General features: G+C 60.9%; 23 protein-coding genes. 11 read left to right on the top strand and 12 right to left on the bottom strand.

The window, feature by feature from the left end; genetic code table 11:
- Positions 1–32: 32 nt before the first annotated feature.
- Genes AB4N48_RS13170 through AB4N48_RS13160 form a run of 3 tightly spaced genes read right to left on the bottom strand, consistent with a single transcriptional unit; the run spans position 33 to position 3,549 of the window.
- Complete coding sequence (locus AB4N48_RS13170; protein ID WP_305382693.1) at positions 33–1,271, bottom strand: nucleoside permease; 1,239 nt, start codon at positions 1,269–1,271, stop codon at positions 33–35.
- 42 nt (positions 1,272–1,313) lie between these two features.
- Positions 1,314–2,396, bottom strand: a complete 1,083-nt coding sequence (locus AB4N48_RS13165; protein WP_252885780.1) for a sugar phosphate isomerase/epimerase family protein — start codon at positions 2,394–2,396, stop codon at positions 1,314–1,316.
- Positions 2,386–3,549 carry a Gfo/Idh/MocA family protein gene (locus AB4N48_RS13160; protein WP_460093596.1) on the bottom strand — a complete coding sequence of 388 codons (1,164 nt, stop codon included), beginning with the start codon at positions 3,547–3,549 and terminating at the stop codon, positions 2,386–2,388. The genes AB4N48_RS13165 and AB4N48_RS13160 overlap by 11 nt, the downstream gene beginning before the upstream one ends.
- A gap of 203 nt (positions 3,550–3,752) precedes the next feature.
- Here AB4N48_RS13160 and AB4N48_RS13155 point away from each other — a divergent pair, with 203 nt between their 5' ends.
- Positions 3,753–4,766: a LacI family DNA-binding transcriptional regulator gene (locus AB4N48_RS13155; RefSeq protein WP_150635665.1), complete on the top strand. Its 1,014-nt coding sequence runs from the start codon at positions 3,753–3,755 to the stop codon at positions 4,764–4,766.
- Positions 4,767–4,771: 5 nt separating this feature from the next.
- Here AB4N48_RS13155 and AB4N48_RS13150 read toward each other — a convergent pair whose 3' ends face one another.
- Entirely contained in the window at positions 4,772–7,153 is a 2,382-nt protein-coding gene (locus tag AB4N48_RS13150) for a DUF3772 domain-containing protein (RefSeq protein ID WP_460093594.1), read from the bottom strand.
- 165 nt (positions 7,154–7,318) lie between these two features.
- Here AB4N48_RS13150 and AB4N48_RS13145 point away from each other — a divergent pair, with 165 nt between their 5' ends.
- The 5 genes from AB4N48_RS13145 to AB4N48_RS13125 all read left to right on the top strand — a co-directional run bounded on the left by AB4N48_RS13145 (position 7,319) and on the right by AB4N48_RS13125 (position 9,375).
- Entirely contained in the window at positions 7,319–7,828 is a 510-nt protein-coding gene (locus AB4N48_RS13145; protein ID WP_460093593.1) for a CinA family protein, read from the top strand.
- Complete coding sequence (locus AB4N48_RS13140) at positions 7,825–8,343, top strand: hypothetical protein (RefSeq protein ID WP_460093592.1); 519 nt, start codon at positions 7,825–7,827, stop codon at positions 8,341–8,343. The genes AB4N48_RS13145 and AB4N48_RS13140 overlap by 4 nt, the downstream gene beginning before the upstream one ends.
- A 7-nt stretch (positions 8,344–8,350) precedes the next feature.
- Positions 8,351–8,806: a DUF421 domain-containing protein gene (locus AB4N48_RS13135; protein ID WP_016774256.1), complete on the top strand. Its 456-nt coding sequence runs from the start codon at positions 8,351–8,353 to the stop codon at positions 8,804–8,806.
- An 86-nt stretch (positions 8,807–8,892) separates the two neighbouring features.
- A complete protein-coding gene (locus AB4N48_RS13130) occupies positions 8,893–9,120 on the top strand; it encodes a PLD nuclease N-terminal domain-containing protein (protein ID WP_056784773.1) in 228 nt (75 codons plus the stop codon).
- Between the two features lie 108 nt (positions 9,121–9,228).
- Positions 9,229–9,375, top strand: coding sequence for a hypothetical protein (locus tag AB4N48_RS13125; RefSeq protein WP_177434183.1), 147 nt, complete (start codon positions 9,229–9,231; stop codon positions 9,373–9,375).
- A 112-nt stretch (positions 9,376–9,487) separates the two neighbouring features.
- Here the strand turns inward: AB4N48_RS13125 and AB4N48_RS13120 are convergent, their stop codons facing one another.
- Positions 9,488–10,714, bottom strand: coding sequence for an MFS transporter (locus AB4N48_RS13120; RefSeq protein WP_460093589.1), 1,227 nt, complete (start codon positions 10,712–10,714; stop codon positions 9,488–9,490).
- Between the two features lie 108 nt (positions 10,715–10,822).
- On the opposite strand from AB4N48_RS13120, the gene AB4N48_RS13115 reads away from it, so the two are divergent.
- Together AB4N48_RS13115 and AB4N48_RS13110 are read left to right on the top strand one after the other, a co-directional pair.
- Positions 10,823–11,275, top strand: a complete 453-nt coding sequence (locus tag AB4N48_RS13115) for a winged helix-turn-helix transcriptional regulator (protein WP_217850067.1) — start codon at positions 10,823–10,825, stop codon at positions 11,273–11,275.
- A 166-nt stretch (positions 11,276–11,441) separates the two neighbouring features.
- Entirely contained in the window at positions 11,442–11,867 is a 426-nt protein-coding gene (locus AB4N48_RS13110; protein ID WP_150635660.1) for a VOC family protein, read from the top strand.
- Here AB4N48_RS13110 and AB4N48_RS13105 read toward each other — a convergent pair whose 3' ends face one another.
- Positions 11,868–12,782, bottom strand: a complete 915-nt coding sequence (locus tag AB4N48_RS13105; protein WP_460093587.1) for a LysR family transcriptional regulator — start codon at positions 12,780–12,782, stop codon at positions 11,868–11,870.
- A 202-nt stretch (positions 12,783–12,984) separates the two neighbouring features.
- On the opposite strand from AB4N48_RS13105, the gene AB4N48_RS13100 reads away from it, so the two are divergent.
- Complete coding sequence (locus AB4N48_RS13100; protein WP_252877892.1) at positions 12,985–14,325, top strand: nucleobase:cation symporter-2 family protein; 1,341 nt, start codon at positions 12,985–12,987, stop codon at positions 14,323–14,325.
- A gap of 33 nt (positions 14,326–14,358) precedes the next feature.
- The gene (locus tag AB4N48_RS13095; RefSeq protein WP_041480581.1) at positions 14,359–14,868 is read left to right on the top strand and encodes a nucleoside deaminase; all 510 of its coding nucleotides are present in this window, start codon (positions 14,359–14,361) and stop codon (positions 14,866–14,868) included.
- 169 nt (positions 14,869–15,037) lie between these two features.
- On the opposite strand, the gene AB4N48_RS13090 is transcribed toward AB4N48_RS13095, so the two are convergent.
- The 6 genes from AB4N48_RS13090 to AB4N48_RS13065 form a co-directional block, all read right to left on the bottom strand.
- Positions 15,038–15,286 (bottom strand): DUF6555 family protein, encoded by a 249-nt coding sequence (locus AB4N48_RS13090; RefSeq protein WP_041480580.1) that lies wholly within the window; start codon positions 15,284–15,286, stop codon positions 15,038–15,040.
- Positions 15,287–15,370: 84 nt separating this feature from the next.
- Positions 15,371–15,577, bottom strand: coding sequence for a hypothetical protein (locus tag AB4N48_RS13085; protein WP_370593551.1), 207 nt, complete (start codon positions 15,575–15,577; stop codon positions 15,371–15,373).
- A gap of 178 nt (positions 15,578–15,755) precedes the next feature.
- Positions 15,756–16,688 (bottom strand): MBL fold metallo-hydrolase, encoded by a 933-nt coding sequence (locus AB4N48_RS13080; RefSeq protein ID WP_252877893.1) that lies wholly within the window; start codon positions 16,686–16,688, stop codon positions 15,756–15,758.
- A gap of 40 nt (positions 16,689–16,728) precedes the next feature.
- On the bottom strand, positions 16,729–17,931 hold the full coding sequence (locus AB4N48_RS13075) for an NAD(P)/FAD-dependent oxidoreductase (RefSeq protein ID WP_095179611.1): 1,203 nt from the start codon (positions 17,929–17,931) through the stop codon (positions 16,729–16,731).
- A 223-nt stretch (positions 17,932–18,154) separates the two neighbouring features.
- The gene (locus AB4N48_RS13070; RefSeq protein ID WP_460093586.1) at positions 18,155–18,511 is read right to left on the bottom strand and encodes a response regulator transcription factor; all 357 of its coding nucleotides are present in this window, start codon (positions 18,509–18,511) and stop codon (positions 18,155–18,157) included.
- A 96-nt stretch (positions 18,512–18,607) separates the two neighbouring features.
- The gene (locus AB4N48_RS13065) at positions 18,608–19,612 is read right to left on the bottom strand and encodes a GlxA family transcriptional regulator (RefSeq protein ID WP_056784802.1); all 1,005 of its coding nucleotides are present in this window, start codon (positions 19,610–19,612) and stop codon (positions 18,608–18,610) included.
- A 199-nt stretch (positions 19,613–19,811) separates the two neighbouring features.
- Between AB4N48_RS13065 and AB4N48_RS13060 the strand changes: the two genes are divergently transcribed.
- On the top strand, positions 19,812–20,483 hold the full coding sequence (locus tag AB4N48_RS13060) for a response regulator transcription factor (RefSeq protein WP_056784803.1): 672 nt from the start codon (positions 19,812–19,814) through the stop codon (positions 20,481–20,483).
- Positions 20,484–20,519: the final 36 nt, after the last annotated feature.

Genomic DNA, 20,519 nt, shown 5'->3' with positions numbered 1-20,519 from the left:
CATTCGTTCTGTTCATGCATCAGAACTCTGCTCTAAACCGCACTCGGCAACACAGCCTTGTCCCGATCGCGGCCCTTGAACGTCGCCCAGAAACACAGCAGCACCGCCACGGAAAAACCGGCTGGAAATAGCCAGATACTTCTCCAGTCATGGCCCGCACTCGAAGTGAAGTGGTCAGTAATCCGTCCCGCAATCCAGAAGCCAATCAACATGCCCAACCCGTACGTGGCCAAGGTGATCAGACCTTGCGCCGAACTGCGGAAGCGTTCCGGTGCTTTTGCATCGGTGTAGATCTGCCCGGACACGAAGAAGAAGTCATAGCACACGCCGTGCAGGGCAATGCCGATCAGCAGCATGAATGCCTGATCGTCGTTATTGCCGAAGGCAAACAGCACGTAACGCAACGCCCAGGCAGCCATGCCGACCAGCAGGGCGATCTTGATGCCGAAACGATGGATGAACAGCGGCAACAGCAACATGAACAGCACTTCCGACACCTGACCGATGGCCATCTTCGCTGTCGGGTTGGTCACGCCGATCTCCGCGAGAAACGGGTTGGCGTTCTGGTAATAGAAGGCCAGCGGAATGCAGATCAGGATCGAGGCGAGAAAGAACACCAGATAGCTGCGATCCTTGAGCAAACCCCACGCATCGACGCCGAGCATCTGCTTCAGGCTTGATGAGCCGGCTGCGGTTTTCAGCGGCGCGGTGTTCGGCAGACTGAAGCTGTAAAGCCCCAACAGCAGTGATGCGACGGCGGACATCAGGAACGTATTGCGCAAGCCTCCCGCCGCGATGCTTTGCTGCGAGTCCCAGGCGAACACGAAGCTGATCACCACACCGGCGACAATCCAGCCCACTGTGCCCCATACGCGAATGCGCGAGAACTCCAGCGCCGGGTCTTTGATCTGGCGGAACGCCACGGCGTTCACCAGCGCCAATGTCGGCATGTAGACCATCATGTAGGCGAGCACATAGGGATAAAACGCGCTGAAGTCTGCCGCGCGATAGAGCTGATAGAGCAGCACCGCGCCCAGCAGATGGAGCACCGCCAGAATGCGTTCGGCATTGAAAAACCGGTCGGCAATCAAGCCAATGACAAACGGCGCCAGAATCGCACCCCATGATTGCGTGGCGAAGGCCATACCGACCTGGCCGCCGTTGGCAGCGAGCGTGGTGGCCAGAAAAGTGCCGAGGGTGACGAACCAGCCGCCCCAGATAAAGAACTGCAAAAACATCATCACGCTCAGTCGCGCATTCATTACGTTCATTTCAGATCACCGTATTGTTTTTATGTCGGTAACGCGGATGAATCAGTCGTCGGTCAGGCCGAGCAGGCGCCGGTTGGAAGCGGCATCGGCGCTGACCCCGGCGAAATCGTCGAAGGCCTTGGCGGTCTTGCGGATCATGTGTCGCTCGATGAACGCCGCGCCTTCCGCCGCGCCCTGTGCAGAGTCTTTCAGGCAGCATTCCCACTCCAGCACGGCCCAGCCGTTGAAGTCGTATTGGCACAATTTGCTGAAGATCGATTTGAAATCGATCTGGCCGTCGCCCAGCGAGCGGAAGCGCCCGGGACGCTCGACCCAACCCTGATAACCGCCGTAGACGCCGGAGCGCGCATCGGGGCGAAACTCGGCATCCTTGACGTGAAACATGCGGATGCGTTGGTGGTAACGGTCGATGAAGCCGAGGTAATCCATTTGCTGCAGCAGCAGGTGGCTCGGGTCATAAAGAATCGCGGCACGAGGGTGATGATTCACCGCTTCGAGAAACTGCTCGAACGAAGCGCCGTCATGCAAGTCTTCGCCGGGATGGATTTCGTAGCACAGATCAACGCCAGCCTCTTCGAAGCAGTCGAGAATCGGCAGCCAGCGCTTGCCCAGTTCGGCGAAACCTTGCTCGACCAAACCGGCCGGACGTTGCGGCCATGGATAGACGTAGGGCCAGAGCAGGGCGCCGGAGAAGGTCGCATGGGCCTTGAGTCCGAGACGCTGGCTGGCACGGGCCGCCAGTTTCAACTGCTCGATGGCCCACTCGGTGCGCTCCTGCGGCTTGCCGCGCAGCGCTGGCGGGGCGAAGTCGTCGAACAGACTGTCGAACGCCGGATGCACAGCGACCAATTGCCCTTGCAGGTGCGTCGACAGCTCACTGATCACCACACCGGCGCGGGCGCAGACGGCGATGAGTTCGTCGCAGTAATCCTGACTTTCAGCGGCGCGCTGCAAATCGATGAACCGCGTGCCGAGGGTCGGTACCTGAATGGCTTTGTAGCCTTGCGAGGCCGCCCATTCGGCGATGTTGGCGAGGGAGTCGAAAGGCGCTTGGTCGGCGATGAATTGCGCGAGAAAAATCCCCGGACCTTTAAGGCCAGTCGAATTTTGCTGATCACTGTTCATTGTGCTGGGCTCCTGTCAGTTGGCCGGGGATTTCGCTCCACTTTTCATTGCCAAGGTGATTGGCGATGGCGGTTTCAATGAAGGCCATGCCGCGCAGTCCGGTCTCGATGCCCGGTACGCCCGGGGCCTGATGGCCTTCGACGCCTTGAACAATCGCCTCGGCGAGATCGCCGTACAGGTTGGCCATCGCTTCCAGATAACCCTCGGGATGCCCGGCGGGCAGGCGCATGCGCTGACTGGCAGCGTCACACAACCACGGCTGACCGACTCCGGATCGCAGAATACGCATCGGTTCATTCAACGGTCGATGAATCAGACTGGCCGGCTCTTCCTGACGCCATTCCAGCCCACCCTTGTCACCGTAGACGCGGATCTTCAGCGGGTTTTCCTCACCGGCGCAGACCTGGCTGGCGAGCAATACACCACTGGCGCCGTCGCTCATTTTGAACAGCATCGCCACATCGTCATCCAGTTGCCGACCCTCGACATGCGAACCGAGCATTGCGCTGATGAACTGGATCGACTGGCCGGCAACGAACTCGGCGAGGGAAAACGCATGGGTGCCGATGTCGCCAATGCAGCCGCCGATCCCGGATTGCGCCGGATCGTCGCGCCAGCCGGCCTGCTTGTTGCCTTGCCCGGCGACATCGGTGCTGAGCCAGCCTTGCGGGTACTCGACGATGACTTTGCGCACGTGCCCGAGCACGCCGCTGGCGACCATTTCGCGGGCCTGCCAGACCATCGCGTAACCGAGGTAGGTGTGCGCCAGCCCGTAAATTCGCTGGCTGTTGATCACCACCGAATGCAGCGCCTGCACCTCGGCGAGATTCAGCGCCGCGGGTTTCTCGCTGAACACGTGAAAACCGGCGCTCAATGCCTCACGGGCAATCGGTGCGTGCAGATGATTGGGGGTGACAATGACCAGCAGTTGCATGCGTTGCTCGGCGGGCAGGGCGGCCTCGCGAGCGAGCAGGGTTTGCCAGTCGCCGTAACAACGTTCGGCGGACACTCCCAGGGTCGCAGCGGTGCGCTGATTATTCTCTGAGTCGCGGCTGAACGCGCCACAGACCAGTTCGAAGCGTCCGTCGAGGCCGGCGGCTTGCCGGTGGGCACGGGCAATGAATGAACCTTCACCGCCTCCAACAAAACCCATTCTTATTTTTGCGGCAGCGTACATGGCAGTCGTCTCGGTAGCTGGATGCAATGCTGATGAGTGATGTAACCGGTTACATCGTGGGCGAAATCTAGGCTTGAATTAGCCGGGTGTCAAATGCCAGCGGATGATCGACAGCGTTTCGATCGCTCGTCGCCTGCGGTAAGCTCCGCGCCTGATCGGCATGAAACAACGAGGTGGTTTTGTCCAATATCCGCGAAGTGGCTCGGCTGGCTGGCGTTTCCGTGGCGACGGTTTCGAGGACTTTGAAATCGCCCGAGCGTGTGCTCGCGCCAACCCGTGAGCGCGTCATGGCGGCCGTGGAGCAGGCCGGCTATCGGCCGAACCTGATGGCCGTGCAGTTTCGCTCGCGGCGCACCGGCAATCTGGTGATTCTGGTGCCGACCATCGCCAACACCTTTTTTGCCCGGGTCATCAGCGGCGCGCAGCAAGCGGCGCAGGCGGCTGGCTATCGCTTGCTGCTCTGCGACACTCAGGGCCGGGAAGAACTGGAGCGACAATTCGCCGAGCTGGTGTACGCCTATCAGGCCGACGGGGTGATTCAGTTGCGCGCCTACGATCCTTTCGAAAACGCTCCGGCCGACGCCGATGTGCCGCCGATCGTGAACGCCTGCGAAGTGCTCAAGGCCGGGCGTTATCCAACCATCAGCCTGGACAACGTCGCCGCCGCCAAAGCCATGACCGACCACCTGATCGCATTGGGACACCGACGCATCGGCCTGATCAAGGGCTCGAAAAACAGCCCGCTGACCCTGGATCGACTGGCGGGTTACGAAGCGGCATTGCGCGAAGCCGGGATTGCCATCGATGAAGCACTGATCTGCCATGGCAATTTCAGCCTCGAGGCCGGTTTTGCCGGCGCGCAAAAGATGCTCGCATTGGCCGAGCGACCGAGTGCGCTGTTCTGCGAAAACGATGAAATGGCCATTGGAGCGCTCAAGCGCATCCGGCAGGCCGGGCTGCGTGTGCCCGAGGATATTTCAGTGGTGGGTTTCGATGACATTCCCATGGCTGCGTTCTGCGATCCGCCGCTGACCACCATCTCGCAACCAGCCGAGGCCTTCGGGGCCAAGGCGGTCGAGATGTTGATTGCCCTGATCGAAAAACGGCCGCTGGCAGAAAGGCATGTCGTCCTGCCGTTCGAGCTGACGCCACGCAGCAGCACGGCCCGCATCGACAACTCGGGCAAGCGCTAACCGGATCACGCCGCTGGCGGCTTCGCCAGCGCAATCCCCGCCGCGCCCAACCGCTTCAACACTTCAAACAACAAATCGCTCTTGGTCAGCCCGACAATCCTCGGGCTGCCCACATAGCCGGTGACCGTGAGGGTTATGCCGTCCGGCGACAACTTGCTGAAACGCACGAATGGCGCCGGTTTATCGAGGATGGTTTCGTTCTCGTGATACGCATCCAGCAGCAGTTGTTTGACCTGCTCAGGATCGATATCCAACGGAAACACCAGCTCCAGCGATGCCACGCCCTGAGCGCTGCCGCCGAGGGTAACGTTGCGCAGGTTCTGCGAGATCAGCTGCGAGTTGGGCACGATCACAATCGAGCGGTCGCTGAGCTGGATTTCCGTGGCGCGCACGTTGATCCGGCGGATGTCGCCCTCGACGCCGCTGATGCTGATCAGGTCGCCGACCTTGACCGGGCGCTCGGTGAGCAGAATCAGGCCGGAGACGAAGTTCTTGACGATCTCCTGCAAGCCAAAGCCGATACCGACGGATAGCGCACTGACGATCCACGCCAGATTGGTCCACTGCACGCCCAGCGACGACAGCGTCAGCAGAATCACGAAGGCGTAGCCGATATTGGAGAACAGCGTGCTCAGCGACGCGCACATGCCCGGGTCCATGTCGGTCTTGGGCAGGAATTCGTTGTCGAGCCAGCGGCTCAATGTACGGATCAGCCAGATGCCGATCAGCAGCGCCAGCAGCGCATTGAGCAGGTGCCCGGGGACGATATTCAGCTTGCGCAAACCGGCGCCGCCAAGAATCGACATGATGTTGGTGACCAGTTGGCCGAGCGTGGTGCCGATGCCGCCGACAAACAACGAAATCAGCGCCATCAGCATCAGGCCGGCGCGGCTGACGCCGGACAACAGGATCGACGTTTGCTCAAGGCGTCGATCGCTGACCCCGAGCAATTGCTTGAGCGCCTGGCCGCTCGCGTGTTTCGGTGAAAACAGGTGTTCACAGGCGTCCTTGACCAACTGAATGAGCAAATAGAAACCCGACAGCACGACGTAGCTCCACACCAGTTCATAACTGATGAACCGCGCCAGCGAAACATAGCCGGCAAGCAGGGCAATGGCCGTGACAAACATCGAGACGCTGGCGACGCTGTAGATCAGCCCGGCGAACACGCTGTTCGTCGCCGAAGCGTCGTTGGCGGCGACCAAGGCCTTGCGCACTTTGCCCACGCGCACCAGCATCGTGCCGATGATCGCCAGCACCACCATGGAAATCACGCCGCGTCCGGCCATGACGATGTGACTGCTCATACCCGTGGCATTGGCGACTTGCACCAGCGTCACCAGCACCAGCAACGAGCAGGCGAGGATTCGCGGATAAGGCTTGAGGGCCAGCGCCACCGGATCGGCAATCGCCGGCAGGCGCCACGAAGGGTGCTCGGTGGACAACAATGCACGGCTAAGCCCGGTGATCAGCACGCACGCATAAACGACTTTCTCGAACTCTTCGGAGAAGGTTTCCAGCACCGGCGGCAGAGCATCGTGGCGGGTGCAGGCGTAGAACAGGAGTTTCAGGGCGATGGCGGTGGTGATGAAGGTCGCGAGAGCTGAGGCGAATGCCAAGGCACTGCGGCGCAAGCGGCCCTCTGCCACGCGGTGAATACAGAACCAGGTCAGCCCGCGCTCAGCCAGACGCCGGCCAAAGGTCCAAACGAGCAACGCCAGCAGCACCAGCACGCAGGTGTAAAAACGCTCGCCCGGCGCCCAGACCGTGGCCCAGACGTCGCCCACCTGCTCGACGAACAGTCGCAGCCGCTCGCGGTCGTCCTCGCTTGGATTGATCAGTGGCGCCCAGAACTGCGGACTCAACACGCTGCGTGTGCTCAGGGTCAGTTCGCTTTCCAGTAGTGTGCGGCGGATGCCGGCGATTTGCGTGATCAGGTCGGCGGCATTCTGTTTCAGTGCGGCGAGGCTTTTCAGGGTGCCGTCGACCTTGCTTTTCTGTTCCGCCAGCGCGGCCCGCTGCGCGACGATATCGGCTTGCTCGGCAGCCACCTCAGCGTCTGGAGCGGTGCCGAGCACGCCCAGTTGCACCGCCAGTTGCGCCTGTTGCGGCAACAGCGCTGCCGACAATCGATCGACATCGAGAATGAACGCCTGCACTCGATCCTGCGGGCCTTCGAGCTGGTTGTAATTGTTTGCCGCCGAAATCTGCTGCTTGAGCCCGTCGAGGCGTTGTTGCAGGGCTTGCAGATCGCTCTGCGAAATTACCGGCAGTGGTGCAGCGCCGGAGTTTGCCGGCGCGGCAGGCTCCGCTGCCCACGGCGCAGCGCTGCCCGGCATCAGCAGCAGGAACAGAATCAAAAACAACGACTTGAATGAACAACGCATGGGGGCGGCGGGCTCGAGTGGATCACACAGTCTATGAGGGTAGGTGATCGCGCCGAATGGAGCGGAAAACTTTCTCGGCAAGAGGCGCTTGTACGCTCATCCAGTCCAGCGGAATGATCAGCGCAGCGGGCGGTCAACCGGCAATAACAGCTTCGAGAGCGTGCCATGTCCATCGCCAAGGAAACGATTGAATACCTGCGCCAACATTCGCTGATCATCACCACTGCCGAATCCTGCACGGCCGGGGAAATTGTCATGTTGCTGTCGGAAGTGCCCGGCAGCGGCGAGCTGATCGAATGCGGCTACGTGGTCTATTCGCCGCAAGCCAAGCAGCGCTTGCTCCACGTCAGCCCGGCGACCATGGAAACCTTCAATCTGACCAGCGTTGCAGTGGCCAGTGAAATGGCCATCGGTGCGTTGCGCGACAGCACGGCCAACGTCGCGGTCGCCACCACCGGCATTCTCGGACCCGATGATATGGACGGCATCAAGGCCGGTACGGTGTGTTTCGCCTGGGCATTCCAGTTCGATGACCAACATTTTCTGTTCAGCACCCGGCAATGGTTTCCCGGATCGCGCAGTGAAGTGCAGACCCTGGCCTGTGAGTTCGCCTTGCAGCAGTTGCCGGCCTATCACCGTCGCGCCTTGCGCGGCGAAGGAGGGTGGCGCCGATGAAGCCTGACGCTGAGCATCCCGATCTGCGCAGTCGGCAGTTCCCGGTGCAGGAGGACATGGCCTATCAACTGAAGGTCTGGCGCTTCGAGCGCATCGGTTGGTATCTGCTGGTGCTGTGCATGCTGCTGGGTCTGTTGGGGCTGTTTTCCCGGGGCGTGCTCAGTTCGCAGGACGCCCGCAGCGACGATGGCAAAGTCCAGGTCGAGTACGAGATGTTCCACCGCAACGGCTCGACCAACCCGCTGAAACTCAGCGTGCACGCGACGCCTGAAGCTACCGTCGAATTGGACATCGGCGGCGAGATGCTCGATGGCTTCAGCATCGAAACCATGCAACCGGCGCCAGTGCGTATGCGCAGCTCAGCGCAGGGCATGCATTTGTGGTTGCAGGCGGATGCGCAGGGCCAGGCAACGCTTTATCTGACCCTGCGCGGTGACGGACTGGGGCTGTTTCGCAGTCATATCCGCGCGCCGGGCTCGAGCGAAGTGATGCTCACTCAATTCATTTATCCATAGGTGACCCATGGACTCGGTGTTGCGCGCACTCGCGATGTATCTGGCACTGATGGTGTTGTTCAAAATTGCCGGTCGGCGTTCGTTGGCCGAGCTGACTACGTTTGATTTCGTCTTGCTGATGATCATCGGTGAAGCCACCCAGCAAGCGCTGCTCGGGGATGATTTTTCCCTGACCAATGCGTTTCTGGTGATCATCACCCTGATCGCCATCGACGTTGGGTTCTCTTTGCTCAAGCAGCGTTCCAGCTGGATCTCGCGGCTGATTGATGGCGAACCGACGATCATTGTCGAGAACGGCAAGCTGTTGCAGCGGCGTCTGCGCCATGCGCGGCTGGTCGAGGCGGATGTCATGGAGGCGGCACGCTCCAGTCAGGGCATTGAAACCATCGACCAGATCAAGTTCGCGATCATCGAGCGCAACGGCAAGATTTCCGTGATCCGCCAGGATCCGGAAGGCGGCTGAAGCTTTGGCGCCGCGCACGCGCAATTTTTTTGAACGCTGAAAAAGCCCCGCAGCCCAATGCTTACAAGTCATCGGAGGATTGCGAAATGAACGAGGCAGCGAGTTACTTTTCCATCGCCGTGGCGGTGATCATTCTGCTGGTCGACCTGTGGGCGATTGTCAGTGTGTTTCGCAGCAACAAGAGCGTCGGCATCAAAGCCGCCTGGGCGATCGGCTTGATTGTCTTCCCGGTGCTCGGCCTGATCGTGTGGGGCATCGCTGGCCCGCGCGGCGTCAAGGAAGGGCCTTCGTCGCCGGAGCACAGTAAGGGCTGAGAGCCCGATGCAGTCCTGCAATGAATTTGCGCACATTCCGGAAGAAGGTAAACGATGCTAGGTCAAGCTTGAACCGGGTAGCAATACCACTGCTGAAAGGAGATTGTCATGAAGAAAATCTGCGTATGTCTGGGGTTCTGCTCAATGTTTCTGTTGAGCGGCTGCTTCGATTCCAACGATGCACCCAACAAGGACGGTGACAAAAGCAAACCATCGGTGCAGATGCAGACCGAGAAGCCCGAGGACGGCAAGTAGCTGCTGGCGAGTAATCCCTGTGGGAGCGAGCCTGCTCGCGAAGGCGTCAGGTCAGACAACTCTGTGCTGAGTGATGCTCCGTCTTCGCGAGCAGGCTCGCTCCCACATTGGTTCAGTCGTGTGAATAAACGTACTCCAGCCACACCCAATACATCAGCGCCACAGCACTGATCCCTCCTCCGAGAAAACACACCGCCACCCAGCCAGAGTGCGCATAGGTATACGTCGCCGCGATGGCGCCCAGACCACTGCCCACCGAGTAAAAACACATATACGCACCGACCAGTCGGCTCTGCGCATCGGGCCGTGCGGCGAAGATCAGGCTTTGGTTGGTGACGTGCACCGCTTGCACGGCGAAGTCGAGGAGGATCACTCCGACGGCCATCGCCAGCAGCGAACTGTCGACAAATGCGATGGGTAGCCAGGACAGCGTCAACAGCGCCAGAGCGATGCCGGTGGTGCGATTGCCCAAGCCGCGATCGGCCAGGCGCCCAGCCCGTGCGGCGGCGAGCGCGCCCGCTACCCCGGCCAGTCCGAACAGGCCGATCTGCGTGTGGGACAACGACAGGGGCGCGGCGCTGAGCGGCAGCACCATCGACGTCCACAACACACTGAACGCTGCGAAAATCAGCAGGGCGAAGATGCCTCTGATGCGCAATACCCGCTCAGTCAAAAAAAGTTGGAACATCGAGCGCAGCAATTGCCGATAGCTGCCCTGTGCGGGCGGTTTTGCCGAGGCGGGCAGGGTGCGCCAAAGCACCAAAGCCATACCGACCATCGTGACTGCCGAGACAAAATACACGCCGCGCCATCCGGCCAGATCAGCCACTACGCCGGAAACGAAACGCGCCAGCAAAATGCCCAGTACCACGCCACTGGTGACGGTGCCCACCGCGGCGCCGCGCTGCTCCGGGCGAGCAAGGCTGGCGGTGCAGGCGACCACCACTTGCACCACCACCGCCAGCAGACCCACCAGCATCATGGCGCCGAGCAACACTCCCCAGCTCTCGGACAGGCCCACGGCACACAGCGCCGTTGCAGACAAAAGCAGTTGGCTCACGATGAGTTTCTTGCGATCGAGCAGATCACCCAGCGGCACAATGAACAGCAGCCCGACCGCATACCCGGCTTGCGTGGCCGTGACCACAACGCCGATTGCACCGGGTGAAACGCCGAGGCTGGCGGCCATCGATTCCAGCAATGGCTGTGCGAAGTAAACATTGGCCACTGCCATGGCGCAGGTGATTGCAAAGAGTAAAGTCTGCAAACGACTCAGCCTGGTCGTTGCGCTGTCAGCTGCGGCTTGCGCATTGATCAGGGTTTGCGTCTGACACGGCATCCTTGCTTCCTCGTAGTGTGGTTTTGAATTGAAACCGATGCGTTGATCTTTATTCATTCGGGTTGTTAAATGCAACCACATTCAATAGCCGAGTCCATCAGGAATCACATGGCCCGACAACAAACATTGGCGCAGAGCGAATGCCCGGTGGCCCGAACCCTCGAAGCCATTGGCGATCGCTGGGCCTTGATGATCATTCGCGATGCGTTCGATGACGTGCGCCGTTTCAGTGAATTCCAGAAACGTCTGGGCCTGGCCAAGAACATCCTCACGGTCAAACTGAAAATGCTCGTCGAGCTCGGCGTGTTGCAGATTCAGCCCGCGTCCGATGGCAGCGCCTACAAGGAATACGTGCTCACCGACATGGGCCGCGCGGTGTTCCCCATCGTCGTCAGCCTGCGGCAGTGGGGCGAGCGTTTTCTGTTTACGGAAGGCGAGGAGCACTCGATCCTGCTCGACAACGAACGGGCCGAGCCCGTCGAGACTATCGTCGTGCGCTCCAGGGCGGGCGCGGTGCTGGCCCCGGCGGACTGTCACCGAAAAGTGGTGACGCGCCGGTAAGGAAGCCGGCAGATAGCCGTGGCGTGTATTCTCAGCCGCGCTATCTCCATGGCATGAAAAGTCGAGCCGGCATTCGCAGGGTTTTTGATCTAGGCTGTTTTCGATCCTCGATCAGCAGCGGTGCGCCGTTGCCATATTTCCAGCAACGCCACTACCGGAGTGCCTGATGAGTCTTTCGCCTTTCCACCTCGCCATCCCGGTTTACGACCTTGCCGCTTGCCGGCGTTTTTACGGTGAAGTGTTCGGCCTGGACGAGGGCCGGTCCAGCGCGCAGTGGGTCGATTTCAATTTTTACGGCCACCAATTGGTCATCCATGAACAGCCGCAGACAGCTGCCCAAGAAAGCGTTCACAGCAACCCGGTCGACGGCCACGACGTACCGGTCCCGCACTTCGGCATCATTTTAGAGTGGCAGCAATGGGAAGCACTGGCCGAGCGACTGAAGTCATTCGGCACGCAATTCGTGATCGAGCCCTACATTCGATTCAAGGGGCAGGTCGGCGAACAGGCGACCATGTTTCTGCTCGACCCCTGCGGCAATGCGCTGGAATTCAAGGCGTTCAAGGACATGGGCCAGGTGTTCGCCAAGTAATCACAGCGTAGTGATCTGCCCGTTGCGATCGCGCTCATAAACCTTGTTGGCCTGCAGCTTTTCCTTAAGCCAGCGCTCGGCCGTCCCTAGTGGCCGTTGGCGTGCCCATAACAGGTCGACGCCGATTTGCCAGTCGGTATGCGGGTACGCCGACAGCTGCAACTCGACCAGTTCGCCATTGCCCAGTTCACGCTGGATCAGCTGGCGCGGCAGGGTCGCCCAGCCGAGGCCGGCGCGGACCATTTCGAGCAGGGCCAGATAGCTTTCCGCTTGCCACAGTTGCGTCGAACGCAGGTATTCACTGCTCGGCAGTTTGCTGGCGTGCGCACTGAACGCCAGGCGCCGATGCACGTGCAAATCGTCGAACGTGACGTTGTCCAGTTTCGCCAGCGGATGATCGGGATGACAGACGTGCAGCATGATCAGTTTGCCCAGTTGCTGGAACGCCAGTTCCCGGGGATAGCCCGGCTGCGAAAACGCCACGCCCAGCACCGCCTCGCCACTGCTGACCAGTTCGCTGACATCGCCGTAGACCGGGTGGCGAATGATCAGATCGACAAACGGAAAGGCCTGCTCGAACGCTTGCAGCACCGGCATGATCGGGCCGTATGGCGTTTCAATCGCCAGGGTCAGGCTCGGTTCGACGCTATCGGAAAGGCAATCGGCGTGGGCCTCGAAGGTCATGCAGCGCTCCAGTACCGCCTCTGCCTGGACCAGCAATTTATGCCCGCTGGCGGTGAGGGCAGGGCTGCGATTGCTGCGGTCGAACAACTCGACGCCAAGGTCGGTTTCCAGATTGGCGATCGCCGCGCTGATGGTCGATTGCGTCTTGCCCAGCTTGCGCCCGGTGGCGGAGAACGAGCCGCTTTTCACCACCTGGACGAACATCAGCAACTGATCGAGTGAGAAGCGCACGCGGTGTACTCCGAGGTTGAGCGAGACGGCGATTGTGCCGCGTCTTTGCCATCGAAAAAAGCGATGGTTGCCAATTTGTTTCATCGTTAAAAACATTCAAGGATGACCCCGCGTCTTCGAACGCCGGGGCCGATTCTGTTTGTGCGTCTGTCCCTGAGCGCCCGCGATTACACCCAACGCTGCCCCTTCAGGAGCTTGTGCCATGACTACACAACGCGTTCACCCGGTCGATGAGGTGTTGCCCCTGCGGCAGCTTTTCACCTTCGGTCTGCAGCATGTTCTGGTGATGTATGCGGGAGCGGTGGCGGTGCCGCTGATTCTCGGCAGTGCGATGGGGCTGACGTCGGCTCAGGTGGTTTTACTGATCAACGCCAACCTGCTGACCTCTGGTGTGGCGACGCTGATTCAGACCCTCGGCTTCTGGAAGTTCGGCGCGCGTTTACCGTTGATTCAGGGCTGCTCGTTCATTGCGCTGGCGCCGATGATCATGATCGGCAAGGAGTTCGGCCTCAGCCAGATCTTCGGGGCGGTGATCGCCGCCGGCTTCCTGACCATCGCACTGGCGCCGGTGTTCAGCCGCTTGTTGCGATTCTTTCCACCCGTGGTGATTGGCAGCCTGATCACCATCATCGGTATTTCACTGATGCCGGCGGCGGCAATCTGGCTGGGTGGTGGCAATCCCGATTCGCCTGACTTCGGTCGCCCGGCCAATCTGCTGCTGGGTCTGGCCACGGTCAGTGTGACGCTGGTGATTTATGCGAAATTCAGCGGCTTCATCGGTAACCTCAGTGTGCTCATCGGCTTGTTTGTCGGCAGCCTGATCGCTGCCGCCTGCGGCATGACGCACTTCAATCGGGTCAGCGAGGCGGCGTGGTTCGAGTTGAGCGCGCCAATGGCGTTCGGTCCGCCGGAATTTTCTCTGGTACCGATTCTGATCATGACCCTGGCGATGCTGGTGATCATGGCCGAGACCACTGGCAACTGCCTGGCCATTGGCAAACTGGTCGGCAAACCCACCACCCAGCAAACCCTTGGCAACGCGTTCCGCGCCGACGGCTTGTCGACCATGCTCGGTGGTCTGTTCAACAGTTTTCCCTATAACGCCTTCACGCAAAACACCGGCCTGATTGCGCTTTCCAGCATCAAGAGCCGCTTCGTCGTTGCGGCCGCTGGCGCGATCATGGTGTTGATGGGCTTGTTCCCCAAGCTCGGCGCGCTGATTGCGGCGGTGCCGACGCCGGTGCTGGGCGGCTGCGCGATCGTCATGTTCGGCATGACCACGGTGGCGGGCATTCAGGAACTGTCACGGGTGCAGTTCGAAGGCACACGCAACGCCATCATTGTCGCGGTGTCGGTCAGCGTCGGCGTCCTGCCAATGTCGTTTCCGGCCCTGTTCGAACATGTCGGCCCAACGCTGAAACTGGTGCTCGACAGCGGCATTTTTCTCGGTGCGATCACCGCCATTCTGCTCAACCTCTTGCTCAACAAACAAAAACCATCGACCGACGCCGTCGGCGCTTCCACGGCCGAACTGGCCGACTGACTTTTGTCTTTTCTCACTGCCCAGGAGTTACCCATGAATCAATTCACTCAGCTTGTCCCGGCCGGCGTCAGCGATCTGGACCTGGCATTGCTGCGCCAGACCATCGCCCTGTCGCAGGCGTCGAAACAACGTGGCCGGCACCCGTTTGCGGCGCTGGTGGCGGACCGCGACGGCAAGGTCATTGCCGAAGCGGGCAACAATTCGATGCCGCCGGAGGGTGATCCCACCCAGCATGCCGAACTGGTCGCGGTGGCTGCGGCGGCGAAGCGGTTGTCACCCACGGAGCTGGAGGCGTGCACGCTGTACACCAGCGCCGAACCTTGCTGCATGTGCGCGGGCGCGGTGTATTGGACCGGTGTCGGGCGAGTGGTGTACGCGTTATCGGAACATGCTTTGCTCGGGCTGACTGGCGATCATCCCGAGAACCCGACATTCTCGTTGCCGTGTCGCGAGGTGTTTGCCAGAGGGCAGCGCACGGTGAGCGTTTTCGGGCCGATGCTGGAGGAAGAGGCGGCTGAGCCGCATAAAGGGTTCTGGTCTTAGTTGTTATTGATCGTTCTCACGCGGAGCGTGAGGAACGATCAGTTTCGCGCGGTCAGGTACTGGTCACTTCACCGGGACGATAACCGCACATTCCCCACCGGAATGCCCCCCATGGTCTGTTGTGGGGCGCCTGGCTGGCGTGCAAGCTTAGCCAGGCGACCCGATTTGCCTAAGCCTCCGTCCAGTCCAGCGCTGCCGTCTCGCGCCACTTCACCTCCGTAATCCCATAGCGCTCGGCCTGGGGTTTGGAAACCACTTTCAACGGTGGTTTACCCGGTTTCGGAATCGGCGCAATACCGGCGTCACAGCTCGCCCAATGCCAAGCGTCGGCGTTGCGCATACTCTTGGCGCGGATGACGAATGATTTTGGCTGGTCGTGATGTTTGTATTCGATGACGAAAATATCGGTGCTACGCATGAGTTCCTCCTTACGCTCATACGTAAATGATTTTGTCCGACAAGAAAAATTCAAAGGATTTTCTGGCCAGATGATCATCGTCACTCAGCGCTCTGAAACGCGGTTCTTCATGAAGCCGCGCAGGTTCATCAGGAACAGGCAAAGCTGCAGAACGATCAGCGCGTAAGCCCCGGCATGGACGCCCCAGATCACCCACAGCAAATTGCTCAGACTGAAACAAACGAAGCCGCTCATGCGCCGTTGCGGTCGTTGCGAACCGATCAGCCAGGCGGCCAGAACGGTGACCAGCATCGCCGGCCATTGCACCCAATCCAGATATGCCAACACTCCATCCTCTGCTCAGATTTGCTTGATGCAGAAAGGGTACACAGCAACCGAAGTATGGTCACCGCCCGCACGGTTCTGCGTAGCAATGGCGGTGAAAAAGGTTTCGCCCGGCAGAAGCCGGGCGAAGATTTCAGGCGCGCAATCAGTAATCCCAAATCGCAGGTATCCAACGGAAAGCAGCACCATTGATCGCGACCCTACCCACCGAAGGGAAGGCCAGATGCGTGGCGACAAACAGCTCGCCGCTGGCGGCGGCTTCCTTGAGCATGCGCACGCGCACTTCCACCGATTTGGTCGGATCGTGTTCGAAACCGTTGTGCCAGTCAGGGTGATCGAACGCCACCGGGAACAACGCGTCACCGGCAAAGGTCAGGCGCTCGCCACCGGAGTTGACGTAGACCACGCAGTGCCCTGGCGTATGACCACCGGTGAGTTTTGCAACTACGCCCGGTGCAACCTGACATTCGTCTTCGAATATGTGCAACTTGCTTTCATAGTGGTTGATGAACGCGTTGGCGGTGCTGCGCAGGACGTCTGGTACTGGTGCGGGCATGTCGGTGCTGGTGAAGTCTGGCGTGGACCAGAAATTCACTTCCGCAGCGGTGACGTGGATGCGCACGTCGTGGCGCAGACGGCTCTTCACCGAGTCGACCAGTAGGCCGCCGATATGGTCCATGTGCATGTGCGTGATGACGATATCAGTGATGTCGGCGAGGTCCACCCCGGCAGCGGCCAGGCGCTTGGGGAACTGCCCGGCGCGCGGGAAACCGGGGAATTGGCCACCGAGGCCGGCGTCGACGAGGATGACTTGTTCGCCGCTACGCACCACCAGCACGTTGAGCGCCCAGTCGAAGGCGTCAGGGCCCAGATACATTTCCTTGAACCAGGCGGCACGGTCGGCGGGGGCGGCATTGGTTGACATGGTCTGGGTCGGCAACGGCAACACGCCGTCGCTGATCACCATCACGTCAATGTCGCCCAGGCGCAGGGCGTAGCGCGACGGCACCAGTTCTTCGCTTTGCGTTTGCAGGGCCACCGCGCGGTTGGCGGTGAAGGAATCCAGATGCAGGGTCATGGTGTTCTCCTTGTTCTCAGGGCTAAAGCGGAGGGTGAAATCAGGCTACAGGGATCAGCGGATCGGCGGCCGCGAGGGCGGCGCGACGTTCGGCGGCGGGCGGGTAGATCCACACCGTGTTGATCTGCGTCTTCAGCTCTTTGGCTTCGGCCTTCACCAGTTTCAGCTGACGATCCCAGCCTTCGGTGTACACCGCGCCCCAGGCGCCCAGATCCAGGCAAGTCACGTACTTGGGCTGGCGATACATTGTCGGAGCGACGCCGAGGATATCGGCGGCGGCGTTGTTGCCGGCGTAGCGACCCAGGCTGATCGCATGCTGGCAAGACATCGCGGCATAGTTGCCGAGGTCGTCAGTGGCGGCGCGAGCGACATCACCGGCGGCAAAGACGTGATCGATGCCGTGCACCTTGAGGTTGCCATCGACATGCAAGCGGCCCTGGCCATCGCGTTCGGCGTCGAGTTGTTCGGTGAGCGGGCTGGCGCGGAAACCTACGGTCCAGATCACGGTGTGGCTTTCGATGTGGCGGCCATCGGCGAGGGTGACGCCATTGGCATCCACAGCGGCAACGCTGGCATCGACGATCCATTCGATACCCAGGTCATTGGACGCCTCGATGATCGACGGGCGAATGCCATCGCCCATGGTCGCAGCGATGTCCTTGCTGCGATCGACAATGATCACGCGCAGGTCTTGATCCTCACCGAGAATCGCGCGCAGGCGCGCCGGCATTTCCGTCGCAGTTTCAATCCCGGTGAAACCGCCACCGGCGACCACCACGGTGTTGCGCGCAACGCTGGGCGGTTGGTTGCCGAGGGCGATGAGATGGCGTTCCAGACGCGCCGAGGATTCGATCTGATCGACATCGAACGCATGCTCCTTGAGGCCAACCACCGGAGGCCGAGCGAGCTGGCTGCCGCTGGCGAGAACCAGCCGATCGTAGGCCAGTTCACCCGGACGCCCGGCCTCGTCGCGGTAACCGATTCGGCGCGCCCGGGCGTCGATGCTTTCAGCGGTGCCTTTGACGAAGCGCACACCCACCGCATCGAACAGCGCGTCGAGCGGCGCGTACATGCTGTGCACGTCCGGCTCGTAGAAGCGCGGGCGAATACGCAATTCCGCTTGCGGGGCGAGCAGCGTGATCTCGACATCCTGACGGGCATGCATATCCAGCAAACGCGCAGCGCTCAGCGCACTCCACAGCCCGCCGAACCCTGCACCGATCACCAATAATTGCTGTTTCATAATGTGCTCCCTGACGCTGATGGATGGATGACACCCGAGTCCGATGCGGACTCTGGCGTGACGATCACTGGCCGCCGTAACTGCTTGCCGTACTGCCTGGCGCTCAATCGCCCGCTGTGTAGAGCCATGCTAGGGCGGGGAGGCTACGAGCGCAGTTGTCCATCGGTGTGCGTGGGGTACGCATGGGTGGAAGGGGGGTATACGAAGGTATGGGGAAAAAGGATCAACCCAGCGCTTTTTCCAGGCAGGCGAGCAAACGTTCAGCCTGAAATGGCTTGGCCAGACACGCGATGACCCCGGGTACGCTGTTGGGCATTTTGCCCGCATGCGCCGACACAAAAATCACCGGCATCCGCCAGCCTTGCGCCCGCAGTGAATCCAGCATCTGCAAACCACCCATGCCCGGCATCTGAATATCGGAAATCAAACAATCAGTCTGCGCCGGCCCGTCCGAGTCAAGGTAGTCCGCTGGCGCCGCATAGCAGAACACCTGATACCCCGACGCTCGCAGCAGGCTGCTCAGCGATGTGCGCATTGCCTCGTCGTCGTCCACTACCGCAATGACATGCGTCTTGTACATAAAGCTCCCGGGCCGGGCGGCCGAGCTGGTGACTCCTGTCGTTCTTGCACCATACGCTGATGGCCAGCGGGCAAAACTATACGTAGGTATAGCGGTTCAGCCATCGCGGCTGAAGCGACTGCGGTAGTCGCGCGGGGAGATCGACAGGTGGCGCTGGAAGCAGGCGCGCAGGCGTTCTTCATCGTTGAAGCCGCAGAGGCGGGCGATTCGTTCGATTTTGTGCGGGGAGTTTTCCAGCAGGCGTTTGGCCGCTTCGAGCCGGAACAGCTCGAGCGCTTTCGACGGTGTGCGCCCGGTGCGCGCTTTATAGACCCGCGTGAAGTTGCGCAGGCTCATTGCGGCTTGCTCGGCGAGGCGCTCCACCGTCAGATTCGGGTCGCCGAGGCGCTCCATGAGCCAAAGGTGCAGATCATCGAACATCGCAGCGTCCTGCGCCTGCGATTGCAGCAGCGTGCTGTATTGCGCCTGGCCGCCGGGGCGTTTGATGTACACCACCAATTCCCGCGCGACTTGCAACGTCACTTCACGGCCGTAATCGGCCTCTACCAGCGCCAGCGCCAGATCGATCCCGGCGGTGACTCCGGCCGAGGTCCAGACCTTGCCTTGCTGAATGAAGATCGCGTCGGCATCTACCTCGACCGCTGGAAAGCGATCGCGCAAAGCGTCGCACATCGCCCAGTGAGTGGCAGCGCGGCGGGCGTCGAGCAATCCGGCCTGAGCCAGCAGAAACGCACCACTGCACACCGAGACCACGCGGCGGGCGAGGTGAGCATGGTCCTGCAGCCAGTCGCTCAGTTCGCGGTGCTCCTCAAGGGTCTGGCAGATGTCAGGGGCGCCGGGCACGACCAGCGTGTCCAGCGCGGTGGTGTCGAGCGTGGTTAACGCTTGGGTGTCGATGGCCAGCCCTTCGACGGTCGGGATCAAGCCGCCGCTGAGGCTGGCGGTGTGCAGTTGATAACCGGGCTGCCCGCGCTCGACCAAGGCTTTGCTCGCCGCCCAGAACACGGTCTGCGCACCGCTGAGATCGAGCAGGCTCAGCCGTGGGTAGGCGATAAACACCACGTCGCGCGGGGCCGTTGTAAAAGCGGGATGAGTGGACATCGCGGGCCTGCCTGTTTGCAGCGCTAGAGGCGGGACTGCCTCAGCCTGGCCGATTTTCAGGGGTTTCTGGCCGGCCGGCAATGGTGCTGACTGTTAGCCTGATTGCTGACCGTCCGGCCGGTGTCTGGCTGCGGTGGCCATCCTGAACTAGATTTATTGACCAGCCCAATGCGTGCTGCGATCTCGCCGAGGAGACACAATGACCTTGTGGTCGCATTCCAGCCCTGCGCAAAGTCCCGATGTGCTCGGCGAACCAGTGGTGTACGTGGTCGATGACGATGCCTCGATGCGGCAGGCGCTCGACAGCTTGCTGCGCTCGATCGGCTTGCAGGTGCGAACCTTCGACAGCGCCGGAGATTTTCTCGCGCAAGCGCAACGTGAGGTACCCGGTTGCCTGGTGCTCGACGTGCGCCTGCGCGGCGAAAGTGGCCTGACGTTTCAGGAACAGATGGAAAAAAATGGCTTGCGCATCCCTGTGGTGTTCATGACCGGCCACGGCGACATCGCCATGAGTGTCAAGGCGATGAAGGCCGGCGCGGTGGATTTTCTGGCCAAGCCGTTCCGTGATCAGGACATGCTCGACGCCGTGGCCAGTGCGTTGGCTCGCGACCGTGCGCGGCTAGCAGCCGAACACTCCGGCGCCGTTTTGTGTCGGGCTTACCAAACCCTGACCGCACGTGAGCGCGAAGTGCTCGGCTTCGTCATTGCCGGGCTGATGAACAAACAGATTGCCGGACAGCTCAACCTCAGCGAGGTCACGGTCAAGGTCCACCGTGGCCAGGTCATGCGCAAAATGGCCGCACGTTCAGTGGCCGATCTGGTGCGTATCGCAGAAGCGCTGGGCATCGAGCCTGTCCAGCGCAACCCCTGAGCGCTGGCGACGTGCAACTCACCGTGCGGCAAAAAA

This window comes from Pseudomonas sp. S2_C11, from assembly GCF_054668395.1.
The sequence above is the reverse complement of the archived record's forward strand: the minus strand, read 5'-3'. Positions and strand labels throughout refer to the sequence as shown.

Excerpts from the sequence above, each read along its gene's own strand:
- AB4N48_RS13160 (WP_460093596.1), bottom strand. The coding sequence starts at position 3,549 with ATGGGTTTTGTTGGAGGCGGTGAAGGTTCATTCATTGCCCGTGCCCAC.
- AB4N48_RS13095 (WP_041480581.1), top strand. The coding sequence starts at position 14,359 with ATGAATCAATTCACTCAGCTTGTCCCGGCCGGCGTCAGCGATCTGGAC.
- AB4N48_RS13090 (WP_041480580.1), bottom strand. The coding sequence starts at position 15,286 with ATGCGTAGCACCGATATTTTCGTCATCGAATACAAACATCACGACCAG.
- AB4N48_RS13085 (WP_370593551.1), bottom strand. The coding sequence starts at position 15,577 with ATGCTGGTCACCGTTCTGGCCGCCTGGCTGATCGGTTCGCAACGACCG.
- AB4N48_RS13115 (WP_217850067.1), top strand. The coding sequence starts at position 10,823 with ATGGCCCGACAACAAACATTGGCGCAGAGCGAATGCCCGGTGGCCCGA.
- AB4N48_RS13170 (WP_305382693.1), bottom strand. The coding sequence starts at position 1,271 with ATGAACGTAATGAATGCGCGACTGAGCGTGATGATGTTTTTGCAGTTC.
- AB4N48_RS13140 (WP_460093592.1), top strand. The coding sequence starts at position 7,825 with ATGAAGCCTGACGCTGAGCATCCCGATCTGCGCAGTCGGCAGTTCCCG.
- AB4N48_RS13080 (WP_252877893.1), bottom strand. The coding sequence starts at position 16,688 with ATGACCCTGCATCTGGATTCCTTCACCGCCAACCGCGCGGTGGCCCTG.
- AB4N48_RS13060 (WP_056784803.1), top strand. The coding sequence starts at position 19,812 with ATGACCTTGTGGTCGCATTCCAGCCCTGCGCAAAGTCCCGATGTGCTC.
- AB4N48_RS13110 (WP_150635660.1), top strand. The coding sequence starts at position 11,442 with ATGAGTCTTTCGCCTTTCCACCTCGCCATCCCGGTTTACGACCTTGCC.
- AB4N48_RS13165 (WP_252885780.1), bottom strand. The coding sequence starts at position 2,396 with ATGAACAGTGATCAGCAAAATTCGACTGGCCTTAAAGGTCCGGGGATT.
- AB4N48_RS13130 (WP_056784773.1), top strand. The coding sequence starts at position 8,893 with ATGAACGAGGCAGCGAGTTACTTTTCCATCGCCGTGGCGGTGATCATT.
- AB4N48_RS13075 (WP_095179611.1), bottom strand. The coding sequence starts at position 17,931 with ATGAAACAGCAATTATTGGTGATCGGTGCAGGGTTCGGCGGGCTGTGG.
- AB4N48_RS13125 (WP_177434183.1), top strand. The coding sequence starts at position 9,229 with ATGAAGAAAATCTGCGTATGTCTGGGGTTCTGCTCAATGTTTCTGTTG.
- AB4N48_RS13065 (WP_056784802.1), bottom strand. The coding sequence starts at position 19,612 with ATGTCCACTCATCCCGCTTTTACAACGGCCCCGCGCGACGTGGTGTTT.
- AB4N48_RS13150 (WP_460093594.1), bottom strand. The coding sequence starts at position 7,153 with ATGCGTTGTTCATTCAAGTCGTTGTTTTTGATTCTGTTCCTGCTGCTG.
- AB4N48_RS13145 (WP_460093593.1), top strand. The coding sequence starts at position 7,319 with ATGTCCATCGCCAAGGAAACGATTGAATACCTGCGCCAACATTCGCTG.
- AB4N48_RS13120 (WP_460093589.1), bottom strand. The coding sequence starts at position 10,714 with ATGCCGTGTCAGACGCAAACCCTGATCAATGCGCAAGCCGCAGCTGAC.
- AB4N48_RS13070 (WP_460093586.1), bottom strand. The coding sequence starts at position 18,511 with ATGTACAAGACGCATGTCATTGCGGTAGTGGACGACGACGAGGCAATG.
- AB4N48_RS13100 (WP_252877892.1), top strand. The coding sequence starts at position 12,985 with ATGACTACACAACGCGTTCACCCGGTCGATGAGGTGTTGCCCCTGCGG.
- AB4N48_RS13135 (WP_016774256.1), top strand. The coding sequence starts at position 8,351 with ATGGACTCGGTGTTGCGCGCACTCGCGATGTATCTGGCACTGATGGTG.